This is a genomic window from Endozoicomonas sp. ALE010, assembly GCF_049310165.1.
Classification (GTDB): domain Bacteria; phylum Pseudomonadota; class Gammaproteobacteria; order Pseudomonadales; family Endozoicomonadaceae; genus Endozoicomonas.
The window spans coordinates 81,623-103,526 of record NZ_JBLYNV010000013.1; the positions used below are offsets into that span (position 1 = coordinate 81,623).

Consider the following 21,904-nt stretch of genomic DNA (forward strand, 5'->3'; position numbering starts at 1 on the left):
TGCTATTGAATGCCTGATGGAGGGCGTCAAGTATATATTTCTGGGAAAAGCAGATAAATCATGTTTAAAGATGCAAATCGAATAACGATAGGCCGGTAACTGGTTTGGGTGCTTTTTCCGGAAGACTCATTGAGTCTTAATTGAACAGCCTCCTGGCTCAGGAGGCGGGGATTATAACGCCACAACAGGGAGGATGCATGTAGTGATGCCTCTAATTGGGCTGAAGAAAACCGAATAACAGTCAACGAATGCTGTTTTCTCATCAATAAGCCTTTTCAGATCAGCTATCATAGTTATCTGCATGTAAATACATCCGCACCCGGTTCACCACAAGCCGGTGGACTGAAATCCCTACATATACTCCAGCAGGAGTCCTGCCATGAATAAACCATTGGTTGTTATTACCGGAGCCAGCTCTGGTATTGGTGAAGCCGTTGCCAGGGCCATGAGTCAGCTTGGACATCCATTGTTATTACTGGCCAGAAGGGTCGAGCGCCTGGAGGCCCTGGATCTGACTGACGCACTTTGCCGACGAGTGGATGTGACGGATCGTGATGCCCTGAAACTGGTTATCGAAGAGGCCGAGTCCCGCTATGGACCTACAGACTGTCTTATCAACAATGCCGGGCTAATGCAGCTGGGGCGTGTCGATGAACAGGATCCTGCCGAGTGGGACAACATGGTTGATGTGAATATCAAAGGTGTTTTGAATGGCATCCATGCTGTTGCCCATCAGATGAAAGCCAGAAAAGGGGGAACCATCTTCAATATCAGCTCAGTGGCTGGTATCAAAAGTTTTCCAAATCATATGGCCTATTGTGGCACCAAGTTTGCCGTGCATGGTTTGTCTGAAACCCTGAGAGAAGAGCTGGCTGACGACAGTGTACGGGTGGTAACCATCGCACCGGGAGCGGTAGAAACTGAGCTGCTGAGCCATACCACATCCAGTGACATCAAGGAGGGCTATGAGCAGTGGAAGCACGGCATGGGCGGCGTTATTACGGCAGAGGATATTGCCCGTTGTATTACCTTTGTGTATCAGCAGCCGCAAAATGTCTGTATCCGTGAACTGGTAGTGACGGCTACCCGACAAACGGCGTAGAGAATTTCCGCTTTGACAGGCACCTGATTCCGACGACCCCGGGGTTGTCGCGAACATGTTGCAAATGGTCTCGATGAAAGTCGGCTTGCATGTGAATTCATAGTGCATGCAAGCCAACTCGAGTCCTCAAATGAAACTACGTAGTTAACCAAATGAAATCATATTTTCTGACTTAGTGGGCAGGTAATTGAAACTGTCCATTGTTGTACTGTTCTTGAAGTCTACGGGCGATCTTTGCATCTTCACCCTCTTGTTCAGCCTTGGTTCTTATTTGCCTTTGCTGATTTACTTGTTCAAAGAGTGCAATGCGCTCATTTTTCAACTGAACAATTAGCTTTTGCACTTCTTTTAATTCTTTTAATTCTTTTAATTGATCCAGGTATTCATTGTATTCCTGCTCGTATCTTCTACAGGATTCAGCTATGGCCGGCTTGTTATGGTTCCGGGGATCAAGCAGGCTTAGAATACAGGAAGCGTGCAAAGTGCTATTTCCAGAGAGGTTTTCAGTATAATGCCAATGAATAAAGGCTTGTTCGACCTTGCGCATTTGTTCTGGAAGATCTTTAAGGTTTTTATTGTAAATCTGTTCAAGTTGTTGGTAAGGCCAGCTCAGTCTGAATTTTACAAGCGTATTGTAAGGATTCTCTTTTACAGGAGTGTGTTGATCGCAGTGCTGTTTTAATTGTTTTTCCACATCAAATGACTCTTTAATCGTTTTGATAAATGATTGACCCATTTCCCACTTCACGATCGCGCAGTCTGGCGACAGGCGAGTATGTTCAATCCATGGGATATCATCAGGTTTCCAGTTGCCAACATGCATATCACATTTATCACAATAAACTGAGTCACTATATTCACTGCAGGAAAATCCCGCTTCAGCCAATTCCCTCGGAGTATGATAGGGGAAGTTCTTCTCAAAGCCCTTGAATGTGGCTGCTTTGGCCATCAGCATATCATTTCGTTGAGAAGGGCTTGGGGGGGGCTCGTGGGGAAGCCGGGTATAAACATGCCCGGAAGGTGCATGATGTGATTTACGGGTATGCAGATCCCTTGGCTCGAACGGCGTGTGGGGAGGCGCGTGAGTTACTAGTAATCCTGGAACCGGTGCAAAACGAAGACCAGTAAATGAGTTGCCCGTCAGGGGGTTACGAAAGTGAACCGGTGTATGTCTCTCTTCCCCGGGCTCTCTAGGTAGAAGAAGAAGGTATCCACGCTGTGGGGCTCGAAAAACATTCGGGTTAAGCCAATGACATTCCATATTTAGATCCGTCCAGAGGTATATTTGTTTATAGCTCTCTGACCAGTTTCTTACAGGAAAGTTCCCTCAGCTCATTCAATTGCTCCCGGCTTAGGGGGGCACCGGCGCAGCCCTGCGTTGATCAAAAAGGTGTTGAATGGTCAGAACGGGATGTTTAAGTAGCAGGCGAGGGCCAGCCCATGTCATCACTTCACGAATTTGTCGGCGTTGTTCTGGTTTATAGCAGTGGATTTGGCAGTTAGCGCAGGTGGGTTTTTCGACGCCATAAATACAGCGTTCAAGCCGTCGCTTGCTGAAAGCCAGCAGAGACAGGCATTCATTGCACAGGGTGGGGTGCTGGTGGTGGTGGTGGCAGTAAAGCTCAATCATGCGGGTAACGGTAAAATATTCACGGGCCAGCCTGGGGTGATCTTTCAGGCGGCCTTTGAGAGCGAGGGGCATAAACAACGTAACCTTCTCTGTTTCGAGGAAGCCATCCTCCCATAATCCGCCTTGATTGCCAAATCAGGCCATTCGAAAATGGCACTGACGAAGTCTGATAGCCATTGAGAACCAGCCTATTCGTGTCGTTTATACCAGTTGACCAGTGACAAAACTGAACTTTTCTCAAGAAGTTATTTCTACTACTCAAGTACTGAACAAATTTGCTCAGCCCATTAAAATAATCACTTGAGTCAGTAATTATGCAAACCACTATCAGCAGCTGCCACAGTACCCCTTCTACACCAGAGCCTCAGGCTGCTGGTCAGTCATTACCAGAGAACATTACTGTTAACCCCAGTGCTGTAAAGGAGACTGTTTCACGATATATCATCGAACATCAAAAAATACCCTTGTCCTTGAGAACTGTATTAAAACTGACAAACGAAGCCTGCCTCTCGCTGCTCAAAAAAATTCCTTCAGGTGGAACAGAGTCAGAAAAAAAAGAAGCAATTCATCGTATGGTTGAAGAAATGATCTATCACGACCTGCCCAGTGTTAAGCTTCAGGAAATTGATGATTTATTCAAGCGCCTCCCCCTGGTAGCAAAGAAGCTTGAGTATAAAGATATCCATACCAGTGAGTTTATCCATCGACGGGAAGTATCGGAGGCAAGCAATGAATCACTAACCTGTGTTAAATTGGGGTACCTGAGTTTTAATGTTTATGACGAAATTGACAGCATAAAATCCCGTATAAAGGTGATCAACAAGGTGACTCAATGGGTGTGCGACTATCTGCAAAAACTGCCGGACAGTCGGGTAACTTTTATATCCATGGGGGCTGGAGCATTGTTGATGGAGCAGCTGATTCACCAGCAAATCACCAAGAGCGGGGTATCAGATAAAAAAATTGCCTGGCGCTGTATAGATATTGATTATGTCGAGGATTCCTCTCGTTCCCCGGGGTCTTCACCGACCCTTAAAAATGTCAGAAAGCAGTTTATAGAGGGAAAAAATGTCCGGTTTTTTACTACAGCAACCACCTACCTGAACAAAAAGTTAAATGGTCAGCAACTCCGGACCACAGATAAAGAAAATAGTGCGATTGTCATTTTAGAATTTAACCCGCCCACACCCACGCATGGCAACAGTCAAGAGACAGCACCTTGTAATACTGGTGGATATATAGTGTCAGGCGCACCCTGTGAGATTGCCAGGGCAAATTCTGTTTTCTTATTAATTGGAGCAGAAGATCAACATTCAGATCTTGAAAAGTTCGTTGGTGAACTTGATTCTTCAATATCATGGATGAGTTCATCAATGCAGTTTATTAAAGTTTCAATAAATGTCTCAGGTGAGCCGGAGGTTTACCTTTCAGAATTCTATAAAAAGAATTGTGAAGCACTCGGCCTGAAGTTCAAAAGCATTGTGTTATCTCATTTGAATCAACAAAAGGCTATCGGTTCCCCTATCATCAGGGCTGAAAAGGCACTCAATGAACTAAAAGAATTCATTCTCCAGGCTGGCTGGTCTGCACAGGTGTTTGCATATTCAGAATACAGTGACAGCATTGATCAACTCACCAGGCACTTTTACAGCGGGCAACAAGCCAGTATTGATCGGTCTCCCGGGGCGTTGTTCAAATTGCAAAACAAACAGATAACCATCACCGATAGTGCAGATTTTGCAGCTTTGAGCATCAGTCAAGGTGCCGTATAGAAGAGAACCGGGGCTTCTCTCCATTAAAGACAAAGTCAGCTCAACTCTTATCAGGGCTTGTTGACGCGTTGCGAGTAAGCAACGAAACGTCAACAGGGCCCTTTTGAGCGTTTTCACTTTAGTGTTATGTGCTGTTATGCTCCCGCCCACCGTTATAAAAAAATTGTCGGTTTGTACAATCTCTGTGCAATTAAATGGGAAGCAAAAGATGTCTGAGACGGTTAGCCGTGAATTGCTTGAAAAGGCCAAATTAAATCAGGAAACCTCATTAATAGCCTGGTCCGAACTGCTGCGTTACTTTGCCCAGGGGGTTGTGCTGCTGGTAGATGATTCGCTGGACCTGATTGATGTTGGCTATCAGATCTCGGTAGACAATAAATCAGCGGTAGAAGCCTGGGTTGAACAGGGTGTCCTGGGGGCAGTCAGCGATGAGCAGGCCCGGTCCTGGGTTACCGATAATCGTGATCTGTGGGCGGTTGTGGTTCGCCCCTGGGTACTGGTGCAGGAAAGAGAGCAGGAAAGACGTTAGGGGCTGTTTCGGAATAAGGGATAATGAACCTTTCACTATTTTCAAATGTCTGAGCAGGGAGGATAACTGAAGCAGAGATTGGAGACACCATGAATATTGGCAATTTAGCAACTGGTTTGGCGGGGCTTGGCCTGACAGCTGCCGTAAATCTCAATTATGGTCTGGCTAACTGTTCACCCCTGGTTCAGTGGCAAGGTCATTGTGTCATGTGTCTTTCCGCTACCATGGGAACCAGTTTAAGTCTGCTGCAATGCCTTCAGGAAGGCAGAAACCTGTCGGCCAGAACAGTGGCTACACTGGCAACCAACGCTTGTGTTCTTACTTACAGTTGCCTGAAATCCCTGGTTGATCTCAAAAATAGCTGTCTTGAGGATATCATTATTTCTCGAAACCTGATCTCTCTGCGTTGTCCACCCTCTTTTGAAATGTCTTTAGCGATAAACTGGGGGGAGGAGAAATAACAAGAGTCATCTGTTGCCATTGATTGAACTTACATTGCCGACTGATGGTCTGTAATAACAGATTTCTTGGAAAGGGGAATACTAAAATGCATGCTTCTCTTGATCCGCCATCAGGCCTGCGCTATTCGCAGCTGGTTGGTAAAAAAGATGCAGCTTCCCAAACCGAAGGTTGTTGCCAGGTGACAATGCCCAGCGGCAGGGCTGTCAGCTGCGCACAACCCAGCCCGCCGGACTGCCCGGATACGGATAACAGTATTACTACGGCAGACAAATCCTTGTCTGATTACGGTGTAAAGTTTGCCAGAGAGGTCTTACAGATTGGTCAGCAGGGCAGCAATAAGTTGATACGCAGTGTCGCCGGTTTCACCTCTCAGCATGTGATTAAATCGGGGCAATTCCCTGTCGTATTTCCAGACATAAAACAGATCTTGATGTTTTTGGCGGCAATGCCTGCTCTGGCGGGTGCCCACCCGATGAGTACCAGGCCGGCATGCCCTGATGGTGTGCCTGGCAGCAGCATGACCTCCGATAACAGTAATGGGGTAAACGAGTCAGCTACCTCATACACCCCAGCCTCCATCTACCCAACGACAAACCTGACCACGACTTCTGAACCCACCTCTTTTTACGAGAGCGAAAGGTTTGTTGGTTTGTGTGTCATCGGTGGAATTGCCGCTCTTGTGGGCTTGTGTTGCGCTTATGCATACTGTTCTCACGTCCATATCGAGTATCAGCGATTCAAGTACCAAAACCCTAATGCATCACGCCGTGAACTCATTAAAGCAGCTTTCAATAACCCAAATGATCTCGAAAGAACCCGGTATAACTGGCGGGCAAGGTATCAACTGCCAGTTCGCCCTGCTCAAAGCCCCCCTGCGTCGGTGCCAGTTCCCCATACTCAAAGAGCCCCGGTGCCGACAGCGCCAACCACTTGTGAGCAGGGAACACAAACAACTTGCGAGCAGGGAACACAAACGTATCCAGTGATTAATGACTCACCACTACAAGAGCAACAACCACCAACCTATGATGAAGCAACACGTACTTAGCCTGAAAATCCTCAGGCATCAGGTACATGACCATTTGCTTTTCAGGTAACCCTCAAGCCTTTCGATTCATCCTCCTGCGTCTGATTTTCGGAGCATTCTTATCCATGTCCACTGTAATGATGCCAATCACATCAATCTTCTTGATTGAACTTGATTGCCGATTGATGGTCAAAATCAGCAGATTGTTTCGAAAGGAATTTCAAAAATGCACGCTATCCCTGAATCGTCATCCAGCTCGCCTCATGCGCAAATGGTTGCTATCAAAAAGGACGCAGCTTCCCAAATCGAATGTTCTCCTCAGGTGTCAATGACTAATGGCAGGGTTGTCAACTGCGCACACCCCAGCCAGTCGGTGTGCCCGGATAAAATCATTAGTAAAACAGACAAATCCCTCTCTGGTTACGGAGTACAGCTTGTCAATGAGACCTTACAGGCCGGTCTGCAGGGCGGCAATAAGCTGATACACAATGTCGCCGGTTTCGCCCTTCAGCATTTGATGAAATCAGGGCAGTTCCCTGGCGTATTTCCGGACATAAAACAGAGTCTGATGTTTTTGGCGGCAATGCCTGCTCTGGCGGGTGCCCACCCGGTGAGTACCAGACCGGTATGCCCTGATGGCGCGCCTGGCTGCAGCATGACCTACGCTTACAGTAATGGGGTAAATGTGGCAGATACCCCATACAACCCACCCTTTGCCTATTCAACGACAAACCTGAACACGACTTCTGAGCCCACCTCTTTTTACGAGAGCGAAGGGTTCGAGGCCTTGTGTATCTTCGGTGGAATGGCGGTCCTTGCGGGGGTGTTTTTCGGTATTGGTTGCTGCGCCAACGTCCATGCCAGGTATCAGCAATTCAAGTACTACAACCCTGATGCATCAAGCTATCAATTAATTAAAGCAGCATTCCATAACCCAAATGATATGGAAAGAACCCGGTATAATCCGGAGGAAATGTACCGACTGCCAGCTCCCTCTGCTCAAAGAGCCCCTGCGCCGACAGCGCCAGCCACTTGTGGGCAGGGAACACAAACAACCTGCAAGCATGGAACACAAGCAGTTCCCTTGATTAATAAACCAGCACCACAAGAGCAACCACCGACCTATGAAGAAGCAATAGCGTTTTCGGTTAGATAAGATGGGCAACTGACCAAGTGGTCGTTCACCAGCCCTATCGCCTGCATATAGGCATAACAGATCGTGCTGCCAACAAAACTGAAACCGCGTTTTTTCAGATCGTCACTCATCCGGTCTGAAATATCTGTGGTGGCCGGTACGTCACTCATGGATTGTCGCCGGTTGATGATGGGCTGATGGTTTACAAACGACCACAGATACTGGCTGAAACTGCCAAATTCCTCTTGCACCCGGATGAACGCCTTGGCATTGTTAATGGCGCTCCGGATTTTCAGCCAGTTGCGGATAATGCCAGCGTCCTGCATCAGCTTTTCAATATCCGGGTCTGTCATTCTGGCCACTTGTTGAACGTCAAATTGATGAAATGCTGTCCGGTAGCCTTCCCGGCGCTTCAGGATGGTGATCCAGCTCAGACCTGCCTGGGCACCTTCAAGAATCAGGAATTCAAAGAGTTTCTGGTCGTTATGACAGGGAACCCCCCACTCTGTGTCATGGTATTGGGTATAGAGTTCATCGCCATGGCACCAGCTGCATCGAGAATCGTTCAAGATAAAAAACTCCTTTTATCAGGCGCTTGCCAACAGGGGTAGTTTGCCAATTAGATCAGATAACGCATTTATTTGCAGTTTTCTGGCTACCAGTAACAATGGCAGTTAAGATAGTTGTTTACTTTATTAAGGGCATAAACAGATGAAGATAGCCAAAGAGAAAGTGGCTCTGTTCCATTACACTCTGAAAAATGATGCGGGAGAAGTTCTCGACAGTTCGGAAGGCGAGTCGCCCATGGCTTATCTTCACGGTGAGCACAATATTGTCGAAGGACTGGAAAATGCCCTGGAAGGCAAGCAGGCTGGGGACAAGTTTGATGTGGTGGTTGAGCCTGCTGAAGGCTACGGCGAGTACGACGAAAGTCTGGTGCAGCCGGTACCGAAAGAGCAGTTTGGTGACCATCCTGTAGAGGTGGGTAACCAGTTCCATGCCGATACCGCCATTGGCCCACGTATTGTCACCGTGGTGGCTATTGATGATGAAGAGAACCAGGTGGTGATCGACGCTAACCATTCCCTGGCGGGTGAGAATCTGCACTTTAGCGTTGAAGTGGTTGAGGTTCGTGAAGCCACCAAGGAAGAGCTGGACCACGGTCATGTGCATGGGCCTGGCGGACATGTTCACTGAGTCTATCAAATCCCACAGTGTGAAGCGTTGAGCAGAACGTTGATCTCATAAGCCGGATATCTCCGGCTTCTTTATGGCAATTATATCGTGATATAAACCGCATGGCGGGTTTTATGGTGAGTGAGAAGCTGAATATTGCTAAGCACGCCACTTTCCACCATGGAGCGAAAAGCCAGGGCTGTTCTCATTTTTTGCAGATCATCCTGATGTTCCCACAGGCCAAGCTCCTCCATCAGCACCCGGATCTTGAAGGTTTTTCCCTTATGCATGGTATCGATTACCTGTTGTAGCGGTGCTAACAGAAGGTTCAGGCGCATACATCTCTCCTTACCAATTCAGTATTCCGGACTGATCAGTCCAGTTTTTTAAAATCTGTGGGTGTAATAAGCTTTCTGCTTATATCTGTAGAATCTTAAATATGGCTCCGGAAATGATTTTTGACCGTTAGACCTTGGTTTGAGTCACTTGATCGCGATCTGGAGGGGGATATTATTGCGGATACTGTTTTTGCCGTTCCCAAGCGAAAAAACAAACAATCAACTCATCCGATGGGTTGATTGTTTGTTCCGGCTGTTAGCCAATAAAAGGACTGAGCAGCAGGTAAAGATAACGGGCAGCGATACCGGCACAGATACCACCAACCGTATGAGCCAGAATGGCTTTTGAGGTGAGCTGGCGAAAGCCAAGAGAGTCGAGCATGGCCGTATGGGTACTCAGGTAACCACTCCAGCACATACCCATAGCTGTAAACACAGCAATATCACTGCCACCAATAATGCCCTGGCTGATAAAGTTTGGTACCAGCGACATGGCGGCACCAACCGCACCCAGCGAGGTAATGGGGAAGGCAACCAGTTCGGCATGATCAAAACCAAACAGCAGCTCAAACAGCCAGGTAACGTGGCTGGCCAGTTTGGGCAGCAGGGCGACTCCCTCAAACGCTCCACCGGTATAGCCGGTTACTGGTGCGCCAAAGGTCAGGACCATAACAAACGTACTGATGATTAAGACTCCGGGAATAATCGCTACCCCCATTTTGACGCCGCCTTTACCGCCATCCAGCAGAGCGTTGAGGAATCTCAACCAGACCGGATCTGTGGAGCTGTGGTCATCCAGAAGTTCACTGTGAGTATCTTTAATGCTTAGCTCATGCAGCCGGGAATCATTTCGGATAAGGCGCTGCATCAGCCGTGTGGATATGATGGCTCCAATAAGGGCACCGCCCAGACCAATCATGGCCGGCAGGAAATAGGTAGCGCCAGTCTCATTATTCTGCAGGGTTGCCATAAAGGTGATGACAATAAGTCCCATACCAAAAGAGGTACCGAAATTGGTCAGTGAAATGATTTCGGGAACCTTAAAGGAGTGGTTGAAACGCCTGTCTTTTGCCAGGCCAATGATGGCCGGGTTATCTGAGAAAAAGGTCATCATGGCCGCCATGGCAGCACGGCCGGGGAGATTGAACACAGGTCTCATTAATGGCACCAGCAGCCGTTCAATCAGGGAAATGACATGGAACTCCATCAGCAGACGGCCTGCGGCACCGGTCAATACGGTGATCCCCATCAGGAACAGCACGGTGTTTAACAACAGCTGGTGCGCGGTGTTGAAGAGGGTGTTGAACATGTGGGTAACACCCATAGTCTGGCCAAGGTAGCCAAACAAAAGTCCTGCCAAGAGAAGAAGGACTAACGGCTCTACGATTTGACGTACACCCGTTGAGGTTTCCGATTTGGTCGAGACTGCATCACTCATAGAAATACCAGAAAGAAAGGAACCTTCAGATTAGACAATATTTTTTGGTCCCGCAGTATCGGTATTAGTCAGAAAAGAAATAAGTGCAGGCGAGATAAATTATTGATTTGAACAATGGAACTAATCACAGTGACAGGCAGTCCAAACCTGTTTGCCTGTCACTTTATATCCGGGGTTATCGGTTGCGATCAATGCTCCCGGGTCGCGCGGAAAGTCACATCCGGGTAGCGCTCTTCTGCCAGGGAAAGGTTGACCCGGGTGGGTGCCAGATAGGTTAGATGGCCACCGCCATCCATAGCCAGGTTATCAGCGCACTTGCGCTTGAACTCTTCCAGCTTTTTCTGGTCACTGCAGTCAATCCAGCGCGCGGTGTTGACGTTAACCGGCTCATAGATCGCTTCAACTTTGTATTCATCTTTCAGTCGGCGCATGACCACATCAAACTGCAGTACACCCACTGCCCCCAGGATCAGGTCATTATTGTTCACTGGCATGAATAGCTGGGTAGCACCTTCTTCCGAGAGCTGTTGCAGCCCTTTTTGCAATTGCTTGAGCTTTAATGGGTCTTTCAGGCGGACACGGCGGAACAGCTCGGGCGCAAAGTGAGGGATGCCCATAAACTTGAGCATTTCACCCTGGGTAAAGGTGTCACCAATCTGTATAGTCCCGTGGTTGTGCAGACCGATGATATCACCGGAGGTCGCTTCATCCACATGGGAACGGTCACCCGCCAGGAACGTCACGGCATCGGCAATTTTTACATCCTTGCCGATACGAACATGTTTCATTTTCATATTCCGGGTGTATTTGCCGGAACAGATTCTCAGAAAGGCAATGCGGTCACGGTGTTTGGGGTCCATATTGGCCTGGATTTTAAAGACGAACCCAGAGAAGTTCTCTTCATTGGCGACCACCGTGCGTTCATTGGTTTCCCGGGGCATGGGGGAGGGAGCCCACTTGACAAAATCATCCAGCATTTCCCGAACGCCGAAGTTGGCCAGTGCGGTACCAAAGAAGACCGGAGTCATCCGACCGGCAAGGTACTCTTCCAGGTCAAACTCATGGCTGGCACCTTTCACCAGCTCAATTTCCTCCATCAACTCTTCATGGAGATCACCCAGCAGGGTTCTGGCTTCTGCTGATTCCAGACCTTTGATTCGGATATCTTCCGGAACCACACTGGCCTGACCGGGTTTGAACACATGAATGGTATCGGTATAGAGGTTATAAACCCCTTTGAACTGTTTACCCATGCCGATAGGCCAGGTGATAGGTGCACACTGGATTTTCAGAATATCTTCAATTTCATCCAGCACGTCAATCTGGTCACGGACTTCACGGTCCATTTTATTGACGAAGGTAAATATTGGTGTGTCCCTCAGGCGGCAGACTTCCATCAGTTTGATGGTGCGATCTTCGACACCTTTGGCGCCATCGATCACCATAAGGCAGCTGTCAACTGCGGTCAGTGTCCGGTAGGTGTCCTCGGAGAAGTCTTCGTGTCCGGGCGTATCCAGAAGGTTTACGGTACGGCCGTCATAGGGAAACTGCATCACCGAGGTGGTGATGGAGATACCACGCTCCTGTTCCATCTTCATCCAGTCAGAGGTGGCCATACGCCCGCTCTTGCGGCCTTTTACTGTACCGGCAAGCTGAATGGCACCGCCGAGCAGCAGGAGCTTTTCGGTAATCGTGGTTTTACCGGCATCGGGGTGGGAGATGATAGCAAAAGTGCGTCTGGCTTCAACTTCCCGGAGAAGTGGTGACGTTGTTGGAGGCATGAGCGGGTTCCAAATTGTGTACGTATCTCTGTACACAGGTGCCTACCGCAAAGAAGGGATGTGTACAAAACAAGAAAATAATCAAAATTTGGGTGAATTATCCAAATCGGGGGGATGACTGCAAGTAGGCTGGCGGTCAGTCCGGTGATTCTGTGGTTTAAAAAACGAAGACCGGACTTTCAACTCGCTGAATTGGCAAGAGATGGTAATTAATCGTGAGGTGTCACCGGGCCAGAGGGCTTGAAATCAATCATTATCCGGGCTGGCTGATGATACCAGTTGGAAAAATTGAACCATGCCGGATAATCGGTTCTGGTGGCCAGTTGATACTTCTGCAGGTTTTGAGTCCTGTGGACAACCCGTGGCAAAATGGTTCCGGCTTTCATGCCGTTGGTGACTTTACGTTGCACATTCACCGTTACCTGTTCAGTGGCTTCGCCTGAAACGTCATCAAAGTGGGTGAAGGTTACGTCAACGTCCACAGGGTAATCGACAATACCCCACCAGTTCTCCTGGTCAACGAGAAGAAAGCGGCCTTGCTTCATTTGCTGCCGGTCGAACATTTCCTGTTCTCTGGCGTTGATCATGGCGTCTTCGTTGAAGGCAAAATCTGAGTATCGTATCGCTCCACCATGTGCAACTTTATAACCCGTAATTTTCCAGGGTGAGTTTTCCGGGAGTTCAATCGATGTCAGGCCGGCAGCGCCCAGATAGGGCGAGGTTGCATGGACCACTGAGTAGATGGCTGCTGCGGTAACAGCAATGACTGTCAGCACCACTGCAACCGCAATCAGCCCGTCCGACACCCGTTCACTGAAGGAAGAATCGTCGTCAATGGTATGGCCTCCCCAGAAAATCGGGCCATCCCACCAACCCAGGTGTGAATGATGATGGGTGTGTTCAATATGAATATAGTCGGGGTTACCTGAACGGGAAGGGTAGTAATAACGATTGAGCTTAAGCTGAAACAGCGCCATATGTCGGTAGTCAATTGGCAGAGAGTAGTTGCTATGGCTTTGCCCGGGAAATCCAGCATGGCTACTGGCATAATCAAGCTGCGGATAAGTGATAAAAATGGTCAGAACCAGAAGTAAGGCTATGTTGGGTAGCCTGTTGACAACTTGCGCGGGCATTCTTGCACTCCGGGTGGAAGTTTCTCCGCTGATCAATTCGGAATGAAATCTTCCAACGTGTTTGGTAACTACTGTGATTAACTCCATTAGATCCGGGTTGTATGGAAAAGTTCCCTCTATTGCCTTCCCAGCTTAGCGTTATTAACCGGGTTATGAGCTTGATTTGTTGTTTTGCCCGGCAATTTTTCGTGTTCAGTCTGGGTTAATAACCAAGGATCAAAAAAATACTTTTTTAAATCACCTTAATTCATTAACCATGTTATCAGGAAAAAATCGGCGGTATGGGCTGACAGCATTTCACTGGCAATGAAACCCAGAACAAGAGCACCGGAGATAATTAACAGAGGCTCAAGCAGGGCCATAACACTGATGCAGGTCTGGCTCATTCCCAGCGTCTGATAAAGCTGTATTTCCTGCCTTCGTTCCTGAAGGTTGCGGGTCAATGCATAAAAAAGGGTCAGCAGGCACAACCCGAGCGTGACAAACGAGATGAATATCAGGCTGACCGCTGCCCTGTTCAGATAGCTATAAAGTAGCTCCAGTTCTCTGGCTGGCATCGCGGCGGTTATCGCCAGGCCTTGTTCTGTGGCCGATTGAGTCAGGCTTTTTTCCAGCGCCAGAAGGGCCATGCGGTCCTGCAGTTTGATATCGATAAAAGAGATATCATCAGGGCTTGACCAGCTCGGCGTATTGCCTTTTGCGTAGGATTTTCTTGCGGTTATCAAACCTTCAATCGGGATGTAAATACTGTCATCCTGATGGGTATTCTGCCGTGGCAAAATACCGGCGATGGTAAATAGCTCGTTGTATTCTTGTTCTAACCCTGGTTCGCTGCCATCGGCAATGGTGATCTGATCGTTGATTTGGTAACCAAGGGTATTGGCGATGTTTATCCCGATATAAGCGACCATCGGGTGAGTTGCTGGCGGTAATGTTTCTGGGCTGATCGGCCGTTGCTGTTTTCTCTGTGGGTGTTTTGCAGGGTTGGCTGAATGTCGAGTCAATCGCGCTATCCCTTCAGCGCTGGTACCAATAACGGTGATTCCCCGGTGAGTTTCGCCATAGGCATAAGGAATGGCGTATTCAATCTCCGGGTGGCTTATCAGCTTATTCAGCAGGCTCAGGCGCATTTGTGGTGGTGGTGAGCCCACATGGAATAGCGAGAACAGAACCAGGGGCATGGCAGGTGTTTCTTTACTGATGATCAGGTCGCTTTCCAGTGAATAGCGATCAATACTTTCAATCATTTGTTGCTTGATACCTTGAAACAGAAACACAAGGTAAAAACCAGAGGCCAGAACCAGCAGCATGATCAGCGTGTTCTTTTTCCGATAGTTCATGCTCTTCATGGCGTGCTGAAAGGTCAGTAGTGCAGTACTGAGCCAGTGGATGTTTACCATAGCCTGGCCACCAGTTGTGAATGGTTGATGTCTGACATATCAATACAGCGGTCAAATCCCGGGTAAGGGGTATGGTCAACACAGATCAATGTCTGTGCATGTTCTCTGGTGCTTTTCAGCAGCATGTCATACAGGGTTGTTCGCGCCTGCGGGTCCAGTGCTGATGCGGCTTCATCGGCCAGAATCAGCGGGGGGGAGCCGATCAGTGCCCGGGCAATAGCCACCCGTTGTTGCTGACCAATGCTCAGCATGCCGGTGCTTTGGCGCAAGAGCTCGGGGTTCTCCATGTTGAGTGCGGCCATCAGCTGGTAGGCCTCATAATTCGCCGTGGTTTTCCGGTCTGCCAGCCGCTGCAGGCGCCACCTGGATAAACGACAGGGTAGTAAAATATTTTCCAGTGGATTCAGATAGGGGACCAATGTTGGCTGCTGGAAGATGTAGCCTATCTGTCCGGCTCGAAATGTCTCCCGCCCGGATCTGGACAGGCTGTCAATCTGCTGCCCAAGTATGTCAATTCTGCCACTGTCCGGTAGGAGTAACCCGGTCAGCAGTTGCAGTAGCGTGGTCTTGCCAGAGCCGTTTAACCCGGTAATCTGCAGGCGTTCGCCGTTCTCTACCGTAAACAGTGGTATCGACAGGCAGTTTTGCTTTCCTCTGCTTAATTCAAGCTTTTCTACGGTAACTGCCTGACTCATACATGGCCCTCTTGCAACGCACAGCTTTTTTTAATCGTTAAAAAAGTCCGGAAACACATCACTTTTTGCTGGATGTTTCTGCAACTTAACCTCCTGCTGTTTCTGACTTAGCTGCTGTTTACTTTGCCAGTTGTCACTGACCAGCCAGACGCTGGTGTGCTTTAAGTCAGGTATTGCTGCAAAAGCCAGGAATGTGAAATGAGACAGGTTTTCCGGGTGCTGACATTCGTATTCGAGATAGCCGTTGATTTCACTGAGCTGTGCAGCCAGCCATTCCGCCTTGGGATCAGGGCGGTCAAGCGGCTCAACAAGAAACAGCTTTTGCGTTTGCCGACACTGTGCATCGTCCGGAAGGGTAACCAGAGGGGTGAATTCTTGCAGAGACCGGGCCAGGGCACCGGGCGGTAGTGCGGTGATCGCGTTCGTCGCCTCCGGGGAGATGGAGAGGAACAGGTTAAGGGTATCCTGTTGCAAGTTAACATCCAGCAGCATGGATGCCGGTTCATAAGCCCGATGGATATTTTGCCCAATGGAGCGGTCTTTCCCATGGCTTGACGTTATCGCGACGGTCAGGCCCAGTATAAGCCAGGCAGTCACTGCTTTGTGGTGAATGTTCATGGGCAGCGTTCCTGAAGGTATCGCTTTCCAGCATCAATCAGTCCGGTATCTTTGAGAAAGTTGCGACCAATCAATAACTGTTGAGGAAAATTGCTGCGACTGATTAAGGACATTTCTACAATGCGCGTAATCCGGCCCACTTTTACGGTGTTTCGGACAACCGCTCGTTTACTGGGCGCACCTTTATGGGTGATTATTCTGGCTACCCGGCTGACTGGTTGATGCATGGGAGTTTTCTGGCGGCTTTCCCGGTGAACGAAATCGTAGTAAACCCAGCGATAGCCATTTCTCTTAATATGCATGCGGATATTACGGGCATCCAGGGCAGTGGTTGTCGCACCACTGTCAACCAGTGATGCGACCTTATGTTGATTTATATTGACCAGCGTGGCGTTTTCCAGATAGCCAAACAGCGGTCGCCCGTTAGCGGTGCAGGGTTGGCTGGCTACTGGTGTCGACAGCGACAAACCTGAAAAGAAGACCACGGTAATGAACCGTAACAGCCGTTCTGATGGCTGCGTGGATGGGGGGGGGATGGTCCTGTTCATAGCTCTGAAAACCGCTTTACTCTGTTCAGCATTTATCTGAAAGCTATCGGCTATTCAGGTGACGGTTTGATAGGTGGCTTTCTCCACAAAGGCTTTGTGATTGATGTATTGCCTTGTCGTTTAACATGCCGGTACTTTTTATCCGACACAGTTTGTCTATTTGGGGGGATTCGTAGTTAAATACAGACTTTTAATTTCCGTTGCGACCGAGAAATGACCAAGCTTCCCTGCTTCAAGGCATACGATATCCGTGGCCGCCTGCCGGATGAACTTAATGAAGATATTGCTTACCGCATAGGGCGGGCCTATGGCGAGCACCTTAAACCGAAGGATGTCGTTGTTGGTGGCGATAGCCGCCTGACCAGTGAAGCCCTGAAACACTCATTGTCTGAAGGCCTGCGTGATGCCGGGGTCAATGTGCTGGATATTGGCCTGTCCGGTACCGAAGAGATCTATTTTGCCACATTCCACCTGGGGGTTGATGGCGGTGTTCAGGTGACGGCCAGTCACAACCCCATTGACTACAACGGTATGAAACTGGTGCAGGCCGGTGCGCAACCCATCAGTGGCGATAACGGCTTGCGGGAGATTCAGCAGCTGGCAGAGGAGAGCCGGTTTGGGGAGCCTGCGGCACAACGGGGCGGCTACAAGAAGATCTCTGTTCTGGATGATTATATCAGCCACGTTCTGGGGTATATCCAGGCTGACAGTCTCAAGCCGATGAAGCTGGTGGTCAATGCCGGTAACGGTGCAGCAGGGCATGTGGTGGATGCTATCGAGGAGCGATTCCGGGTGGCCGGTGTGCCGGTAGAGTTTATCAAAGTCCTGCACGAGCCGGATGGTCACTTCCCCCTGGGTATTCCTAATCCATTATTGCCTGAGTGTCGTCAGACAACGGTAGACGCCGTTCTGGAACATCAGGCCGATATGGGCATTGCCTGGGATGGCGACTTTGATCGTTGCTTCCTGTTTGATGAGCAGGGGCAGTTTATCGAGGGATATTATATTGTCGGGTTATTGGGGGAGGCTTTCCTGGCCCACAACCCCGCGGCAAAAATCATCCATGACCCCAGGCTGACCTGGAACACCATCGATCAGGTAAAAGCGGCGGGTGGTGAACCGGTGCTGTGTAAAACCGGTCACGCCTTTATCAAGCAGCGGATGCGCCGGGAAGATGCGGTTTATGGTGGCGAGATGAGTGCCCATCATTATTTCCGCGACTTTGCCTATTGTGACTCCGGCATGATTCCCTGGCTGCTGGTCGCTGAGTTGATTTCCAGAAAGGGTCACCCCTTGTCAGCGCTGGTCAGTGAGCGGATTGCTATGTTCCCGTCGTCCGGTGAAATTAACAGCCAATTGACCGATCCCCAGGCCGCTATAAAGCGTGTGCTGGCACACTATCAGCAAGATGCGCTGGAAATTGATAACACCGATGGCATCTCCCTGAATATGGGTCAATGGCGCTTTAACCTGCGACTGTCCAATACCGAGCCAGTGATTCGTCTGAATGTAGAAAGTCGTGGCGATGATGTGTTGATGCAGAAAAAAACTGCCGAGCTGCTGAAGCTGATTCGTGACTGATATTTTCAAGAGATTGCTCATTAAGGAGCAGTCTCTTCATTTGAGTTGGATAAATAAGGAGCCTTAAATGATCAAGAAATGCCTTTTTCCGGCAGCAGGCTATGGTACCCGGTTCCTGCCAGCCACCAAGTCCATGCCCAAAGAGATGATGCCCATCGTCAGCAAACCGCTGATTGAGTATGGTGTTGAAGAGGCACTGCAGGCCGGTATGTCGGATATCTGCATTGTCACCGGCCGGGGCAAACGCTCGCTGGAAGATCACTTTGATGTGAACTACGAACTGGAACATCAGATTTCCGGTACGGACAAGGAAAGCCTGCTGTCCGATATTCGCAGTGTGATTGATCAGTGTACCTTCTCCTACACCCGCCAGCGTGAGATGAAGGGACTTGGCCATGCGGTATTAACCGGGCAGACGCTGATTGGTGACCAGCCATTCGGCATGGTGCTGGCGGATGATCTCTGCATCAATCTCGGAGGGCCCGGCGTTCTCGCCCAGATGGCGCAACTCTATAAGCAGTTCCGTTGCAGTATCGTTGCAGTGCAGGAAGTACCCGAAGATGAAGTGCATAAATATGGGGTGATCGCTGGCCAGCACATTTCAGAAGATCTGCTACGGGTTGAGAATATGGTGGAAAAGCCCGCCAGAGAAGATGCGCCCAGTAATCTTGCTATCATTGGCCGCTATATTCTGACACCGGACATCTTTGACCTGATTCATGATACCCAGCCGGGTAAAGGTGGTGAAATTCAGATTACCGATGCTTTGATGGCTCAGGCGCAGCGAGGCTGTGTCATGGCTTATAAGTTCAAGGGTGAGCGTTTTGACTGTGGCAGTATTGAGGGCTTTATTGAGGCTACCAACTACTGTTACGACCATTTGTACCGTTAAAAAAAGGTCTGCTCCATCTCCTCTTTGGTCAGCTGAATCACACCACACCGGCAATTCCAGCCATTGGGTGGATAGTGTGTCTGCCAGAATGGGTCGTCTACCGGGCGGGCGGTGCTGCTGATGCTCTGCCCGGGGGTGCTCTTCCACGGCGTCATACATCAAATAGCGGGCAGTTTTGCTGTTGGCCTTGATGCACTGCCACTGGCCGACGGCATAGGTGCTCTGCAGGTGGGGTCTGAATGTCTTTTCTAATTTTTCGCTGCCCAGCTGCATATTCTTTAACTGGTATGGAAGAGTGGCAGTGTTATGACAACTTTGCCAGCTGGCTCTCAAGGTTTTTGATGTGTTTGTATGTTTGCCAGTTTTCAGTGATGCTATAGTGACAATGATAATTTTTGCAGATCGACACACATCCGGCTTTTAATAGACCATAATGGCAAGGTTTAATAAACTCAGGTTTAAAATCCATATACTGATCCAGTCCATGATTCAGCACACCCTGAACTAAATCGATTTCTGTGCTGGTCCAGCCATCACGGAGGGGTAAGCACTCATTTATGAAAAAATCTGCAAATTCATCATCCATCCAGTCTTGTGAATATTTTAAGCCCCAAACATCATCATACATAGTCATTGCACAGTGGAATCTCGCCAGGACCTGGTACTCTTCGGGAGCAAACAGGGTTTTACCTGACCAGTCTTTGTTAAGGAATTCTGTTAGCTCTGGAGGAAACTTTGAAAATATGAAATCAGCCAGCCACTCTTCCGTAAGCCCCTTGGAAGGCAAATCCTGACTGCTGATTGCCAGATCTTTCGGATCTATCTCAGCCAACTCCTCACATAATTGCGAAGCTAACCTTTCTTTAAGTCTTTCGAGTCTTACCTCCAAATCAAAACGGGAATTTCCATCAAAATCACGATAAGGGTAAACGAGCACTATATCATTTTCCTGAAACCTGGCCGGTGATTTGACAGACTCTGTTTTTGCACCACCAGACTTTAGAGCAGTAATTTGGTGTTCATCCAGCGAGTGCCCGGGACGCTCGCCGGAATCAGGAAGTCGGCTTGAACAAGGGGCTGATATTTGAACACTGGCATTGAATGAAGCTGCGAAAACAACCTCACTGACGTCTGGATTAGACGGTGGTAAAGGCAGTGAATGTGCATTGGAGCTTGCTAACGGGGGCATAGTCATTTGTATCCTTAATTAGATTTGGGGACACCACTTTCAGGCTGGCAGGATCGATGAATACTGTCGTCCATTGGTTATTTTAATCGTTGAAATCCAGTGGGTTTGACTCCCACCCGGTTCCTGATGCGCTTTCCTCTGACACCGCCAGGAATCCAGCATCAGTACTATCACGGTTATCAGTTAATGAACCAGTAACTGTTAAAAGTGGAATCAGCAGTCTTTCGCACTCTGCATGGCCATTTTGGCGAGCGACGTCCAGGGGCGTCAAGCCATCGCTATTTTTTATACTGATATCAATGCCGGGAGCTGTAAGTAACGCTTTGATGCACCCTGCCCGGCCAAATTGGGCAGCGCAGTGCTGGGGCGTGAAACCCTCGGTTGTTTTCAGATTGACGTTAATGCCCCTGGCGTTCAATAACAGCACGACGCACTCTACGTTGTCGCCTATGGCGGCCCAGTGCAGAGGCGTAAGGCCCCCGGGTAGTGTCATATTGACGTCAATGCCTTTGGCATTCAATAACACCATGACGCAGTCTGTATAGCCATAATGGACAGCGCAGCACAGGGGCGTCCAGCCTTCGTTAGTCGTCACATTGACGTCAATCCGGTCGTCGGTCAATAACGCCAGAATGCACTCTGCCTGACCTTTCGTGGCAGCCCAGTGCAGGGGCGTAAAGTCTGAAGACGATTTCGCATTGACGTCAATGCTGCCGGAGGACAGTAATACCCTGATGCACTCTGTGAGGTCTTCTGCGACAGCACGGTACAGGGGCGTAAAGCCATCGTTAGTCTCCACATTGACGTCAATGCCGTCGGTGGACAGTAATGCCCTGATGCACTCTGTGTGGCCTTCTGCGACAGCAAAGTACAGGGGCGTAAAGCCATCTTCATTCTGCACATTGACGTCAATGCCATCGGCGGTCAATAACGCCCTGACACACACTACATGGCCTTCTGAGGCAGCACAGTGCAGGGGCGTCGAGCCATCTTCATCCTGTACATTGACGTCAATGCCATCGGCGGTTAATAACGCCCTGACACACGCTACGTGGCCTTCTGAGGCAGCACAGTGCAGGGGCGTCGAGCCATCTTCATCCTGTACATTGACGTCAATGCCATCGGCGGTCAATAACGCCCTGACACACACTACGTGGCCTTCTAAGGCAGCACAGTGCAGGGGCGTCGAGCCATCGTTACTCTTCACATTGACGTCAATGCCATCGATGGTCAGTAACGCCCTGACGAACGCTACATGCCCGTTTTCGGCAGCGATGTGCAGGGGCGTCGAGCCATGGATATTTTTCTGGTGAACCTGAGGGTTGCCCGGTTTCAACAGGTATTCCAATCCAGGCAAATTACCGGAACTTGCAAAGCACGCCAGGGGGGTGTCCAGATCATTGTTCACGATACTGGTCAATTGATCACAATGACCGGTTAACAGAAGATTGGACAGGG

23 protein-coding genes are annotated in these 21,904 nt (G+C 49.2%); 9 read left to right on the plus strand and 14 right to left on the minus strand.

What is annotated here, in order from left to right:
* Positions 1 to 379: 379 nt before the first annotated feature.
* On the plus strand, positions 380 to 1,102 hold the full coding sequence (locus tag ACO6UY_RS08050; RefSeq protein ID WP_422446921.1) for an SDR family oxidoreductase: 723 nt from the start codon (positions 380 to 382) through the stop codon (positions 1,100 to 1,102).
* A 172-nt stretch (positions 1,103 to 1,274) separates the two neighbouring features.
* On the opposite strand, the gene ACO6UY_RS08055 is transcribed toward ACO6UY_RS08050, so the two are convergent.
* Positions 1,275 to 2,051: a baculoviral IAP repeat-containing protein gene (locus ACO6UY_RS08055; RefSeq protein ID WP_422461498.1), complete on the minus strand. Its 777-nt coding sequence runs from the start codon at positions 2,049 to 2,051 to the stop codon at positions 1,275 to 1,277.
* A gap of 402 nt (positions 2,052 to 2,453) precedes the next feature.
* Entirely contained in the window at positions 2,454 to 2,804 is a 351-nt protein-coding gene (locus ACO6UY_RS08060; RefSeq protein ID WP_422489565.1) for a nitrous oxide-stimulated promoter family protein, read from the minus strand.
* An 836-nt stretch (positions 2,805 to 3,640) separates the two neighbouring features.
* On the opposite strand from ACO6UY_RS08060, the gene ACO6UY_RS08065 reads away from it, so the two are divergent.
* From ACO6UY_RS08065 to ACO6UY_RS08085, 5 genes are all read left to right on the plus strand, one after another.
* Positions 3,641 to 4,504, plus strand: coding sequence for a hypothetical protein (locus ACO6UY_RS08065; RefSeq protein WP_422446915.1), 864 nt, complete (start codon positions 3,641 to 3,643; stop codon positions 4,502 to 4,504).
* A gap of 208 nt (positions 4,505 to 4,712) precedes the next feature.
* Positions 4,713 to 5,033, plus strand: a complete 321-nt coding sequence (locus tag ACO6UY_RS08070) for a DUF2288 domain-containing protein (protein WP_422446913.1) — start codon at positions 4,713 to 4,715, stop codon at positions 5,031 to 5,033.
* 89 nt (positions 5,034 to 5,122) lie between these two features.
* The gene (locus tag ACO6UY_RS08075) at positions 5,123 to 5,494 is read left to right on the plus strand and encodes a hypothetical protein (RefSeq protein WP_422461494.1); all 372 of its coding nucleotides are present in this window, start codon (positions 5,123 to 5,125) and stop codon (positions 5,492 to 5,494) included.
* Positions 5,495 to 5,580: 86 nt separating this feature from the next.
* The gene (locus ACO6UY_RS08080; protein WP_422467049.1) at positions 5,581 to 6,543 is read left to right on the plus strand and encodes a hypothetical protein; all 963 of its coding nucleotides are present in this window, start codon (positions 5,581 to 5,583) and stop codon (positions 6,541 to 6,543) included.
* 154 nt (positions 6,544 to 6,697) lie between these two features.
* The gene (locus tag ACO6UY_RS08085) at positions 6,698 to 7,678 is read left to right on the plus strand and encodes a hypothetical protein (protein ID WP_422461491.1); all 981 of its coding nucleotides are present in this window, start codon (positions 6,698 to 6,700) and stop codon (positions 7,676 to 7,678) included.
* Here ACO6UY_RS08085 and ACO6UY_RS08090 read toward each other — a convergent pair.
* Entirely contained in the window at positions 7,645 to 8,226 is a 582-nt protein-coding gene (locus ACO6UY_RS08090) for a DNA-3-methyladenine glycosylase I (RefSeq protein WP_422489567.1), read from the minus strand. The two genes, ACO6UY_RS08085 and ACO6UY_RS08090, sit on opposite strands and share 34 nt — an antisense overlap.
* Before the next feature lie 142 nt (positions 8,227 to 8,368).
* On the opposite strand from ACO6UY_RS08090, the gene ACO6UY_RS08095 reads away from it, so the two are divergent.
* Positions 8,369 to 8,854 (plus strand): FKBP-type peptidyl-prolyl cis-trans isomerase, encoded by a 486-nt coding sequence (locus ACO6UY_RS08095; RefSeq protein WP_163372544.1) that lies wholly within the window; start codon positions 8,369 to 8,371, stop codon positions 8,852 to 8,854.
* An 80-nt stretch (positions 8,855 to 8,934) separates the two neighbouring features.
* On the opposite strand, the gene ACO6UY_RS08100 is transcribed toward ACO6UY_RS08095, so the two are convergent.
* From ACO6UY_RS08100 to ACO6UY_RS08135, 8 genes are all read right to left on the minus strand, one after another.
* Positions 8,935 to 9,171, minus strand: coding sequence for a hypothetical protein (locus tag ACO6UY_RS08100; RefSeq protein ID WP_101748311.1), 237 nt, complete (start codon positions 9,169 to 9,171; stop codon positions 8,935 to 8,937).
* A 256-nt stretch (positions 9,172 to 9,427) separates the two neighbouring features.
* Entirely contained in the window at positions 9,428 to 10,609 is a 1,182-nt protein-coding gene (locus ACO6UY_RS08105) for a CD0519/CD1768 family membrane protein (protein WP_422461487.1), read from the minus strand.
* Positions 10,610 to 10,797: 188 nt separating this feature from the next.
* Positions 10,798 to 12,390 (minus strand): peptide chain release factor 3, encoded by a 1,593-nt coding sequence (locus ACO6UY_RS08110; RefSeq protein WP_422461485.1) that lies wholly within the window; start codon positions 12,388 to 12,390, stop codon positions 10,798 to 10,800.
* 209 nt (positions 12,391 to 12,599) lie between these two features.
* Positions 12,600 to 13,523, minus strand: a complete 924-nt coding sequence (locus ACO6UY_RS08115; protein WP_422489569.1) for a hypothetical protein — start codon at positions 13,521 to 13,523, stop codon at positions 12,600 to 12,602.
* Positions 13,524 to 13,765: 242 nt separating this feature from the next.
* On the minus strand, positions 13,766 to 14,923 hold the full coding sequence (locus tag ACO6UY_RS08120; RefSeq protein ID WP_422489571.1) for an ABC transporter permease: 1,158 nt from the start codon (positions 14,921 to 14,923) through the stop codon (positions 13,766 to 13,768).
* Complete coding sequence (locus tag ACO6UY_RS08125; RefSeq protein WP_422461479.1) at positions 14,917 to 15,618, minus strand: ATP-binding cassette domain-containing protein; 702 nt, start codon at positions 15,616 to 15,618, stop codon at positions 14,917 to 14,919. The genes ACO6UY_RS08120 and ACO6UY_RS08125 overlap by 7 nt, the downstream gene beginning before the upstream one ends.
* Before the next feature lie 30 nt (positions 15,619 to 15,648).
* Positions 15,649 to 16,236, minus strand: coding sequence for a hypothetical protein (locus tag ACO6UY_RS08130; RefSeq protein ID WP_422489572.1), 588 nt, complete (start codon positions 16,234 to 16,236; stop codon positions 15,649 to 15,651).
* A complete protein-coding gene (locus ACO6UY_RS08135) occupies positions 16,233 to 16,784 on the minus strand; it encodes a RimK/LysX family protein (RefSeq protein ID WP_422461475.1) in 552 nt (183 codons plus the stop codon). Before ACO6UY_RS08135 ends, ACO6UY_RS08130 begins: the two co-directional genes overlap by 4 nt.
* Positions 16,785 to 16,997: 213 nt before the next feature.
* Here ACO6UY_RS08135 and ACO6UY_RS08140 point away from each other — a divergent pair, with 213 nt between their 5' ends.
* A complete protein-coding gene (locus tag ACO6UY_RS08140) occupies positions 16,998 to 18,365 on the plus strand; it encodes a phosphomannomutase CpsG (protein WP_422446886.1) in 1,368 nt (455 codons plus the stop codon).
* 67 nt (positions 18,366 to 18,432) lie between these two features.
* On the plus strand, positions 18,433 to 19,257 hold the full coding sequence (gene galU / locus ACO6UY_RS08145; RefSeq protein ID WP_422446884.1) for a UTP--glucose-1-phosphate uridylyltransferase GalU: 825 nt from the start codon (positions 18,433 to 18,435) through the stop codon (positions 19,255 to 19,257).
* Here the strand turns inward: galU and ACO6UY_RS08150 are convergent.
* The 3 genes from ACO6UY_RS08150 to ACO6UY_RS08160 form a co-directional block, all read right to left on the minus strand.
* Positions 19,254 to 19,412, minus strand: a complete 159-nt coding sequence (locus tag ACO6UY_RS08150) for a phage minor head protein (protein WP_422446882.1) — start codon at positions 19,410 to 19,412, stop codon at positions 19,254 to 19,256. The two genes, galU and ACO6UY_RS08150, sit on opposite strands and share 4 nt — an antisense overlap.
* A 149-nt stretch (positions 19,413 to 19,561) precedes the next feature.
* The gene (locus ACO6UY_RS08155) at positions 19,562 to 20,446 is read right to left on the minus strand and encodes a hypothetical protein (RefSeq protein ID WP_422446880.1); all 885 of its coding nucleotides are present in this window, start codon (positions 20,444 to 20,446) and stop codon (positions 19,562 to 19,564) included.
* Positions 20,447 to 20,528: 82 nt separating this feature from the next.
* Positions 20,529 to 21,904, minus strand: a 1,376-nt coding sequence (locus ACO6UY_RS08160; RefSeq protein WP_422461473.1) for an ankyrin repeat domain-containing protein, incomplete at its 5' end; no start/stop codon positions are given.

Coding starts and splice junctions, on each gene's coding strand:
- ACO6UY_RS08135 (WP_422461475.1), bottom strand. CDS start 16,784: ATGAACAGGACCATCCCCCCCCCATCCACGCAGCCATCAGAACGGCTG.
- ACO6UY_RS08115 (WP_422489569.1), bottom strand. CDS start 13,523: ATGCCCGCGCAAGTTGTCAACAGGCTACCCAACATAGCCTTACTTCTG.
- ACO6UY_RS08155 (WP_422446880.1), bottom strand. CDS start 20,446: ATGCCCCCGTTAGCAAGCTCCAATGCACATTCACTGCCTTTACCACCG.
- ACO6UY_RS08140 (WP_422446886.1), top strand. CDS start 16,998: ATGACCAAGCTTCCCTGCTTCAAGGCATACGATATCCGTGGCCGCCTG.
- galU (WP_422446884.1), top strand. CDS start 18,433: ATGATCAAGAAATGCCTTTTTCCGGCAGCAGGCTATGGTACCCGGTTC.
- ACO6UY_RS08130 (WP_422489572.1), bottom strand. CDS start 16,236: ATGAACATTCACCACAAAGCAGTGACTGCCTGGCTTATACTGGGCCTG.
- ACO6UY_RS08065 (WP_422446915.1), top strand. CDS start 3,641: ATGGAGCAGCTGATTCACCAGCAAATCACCAAGAGCGGGGTATCAGAT.
- ACO6UY_RS08120 (WP_422489571.1), bottom strand. CDS start 14,923: ATGGTAAACATCCACTGGCTCAGTACTGCACTACTGACCTTTCAGCAC.
- ACO6UY_RS08105 (WP_422461487.1), bottom strand. CDS start 10,609: ATGAGTGATGCAGTCTCGACCAAATCGGAAACCTCAACGGGTGTACGT.
- ACO6UY_RS08080 (WP_422467049.1), top strand. CDS start 5,581: ATGCATGCTTCTCTTGATCCGCCATCAGGCCTGCGCTATTCGCAGCTG.
- ACO6UY_RS08060 (WP_422489565.1), bottom strand. CDS start 2,804: ATGCCCCTCGCTCTCAAAGGCCGCCTGAAAGATCACCCCAGGCTGGCC.
- ACO6UY_RS08075 (WP_422461494.1), top strand. CDS start 5,123: ATGAATATTGGCAATTTAGCAACTGGTTTGGCGGGGCTTGGCCTGACA.
- ACO6UY_RS08100 (WP_101748311.1), bottom strand. CDS start 9,171: ATGCGCCTGAACCTTCTGTTAGCACCGCTACAACAGGTAATCGATACC.
- ACO6UY_RS08050 (WP_422446921.1), top strand. CDS start 380: ATGAATAAACCATTGGTTGTTATTACCGGAGCCAGCTCTGGTATTGGT.
- ACO6UY_RS08110 (WP_422461485.1), bottom strand. CDS start 12,390: ATGCCTCCAACAACGTCACCACTTCTCCGGGAAGTTGAAGCCAGACGC.
- ACO6UY_RS08150 (WP_422446882.1), bottom strand. CDS start 19,412: ATGACGCCGTGGAAGAGCACCCCCGGGCAGAGCATCAGCAGCACCGCC.
- ACO6UY_RS08070 (WP_422446913.1), top strand. CDS start 4,713: ATGTCTGAGACGGTTAGCCGTGAATTGCTTGAAAAGGCCAAATTAAAT.
- ACO6UY_RS08055 (WP_422461498.1), bottom strand. CDS start 2,051: ATGGCCAAAGCAGCCACATTCAAGGGCTTTGAGAAGAACTTCCCCTAT.
- ACO6UY_RS08095 (WP_163372544.1), top strand. CDS start 8,369: ATGAAGATAGCCAAAGAGAAAGTGGCTCTGTTCCATTACACTCTGAAA.
- ACO6UY_RS08125 (WP_422461479.1), bottom strand. CDS start 15,618: ATGAGTCAGGCAGTTACCGTAGAAAAGCTTGAATTAAGCAGAGGAAAG.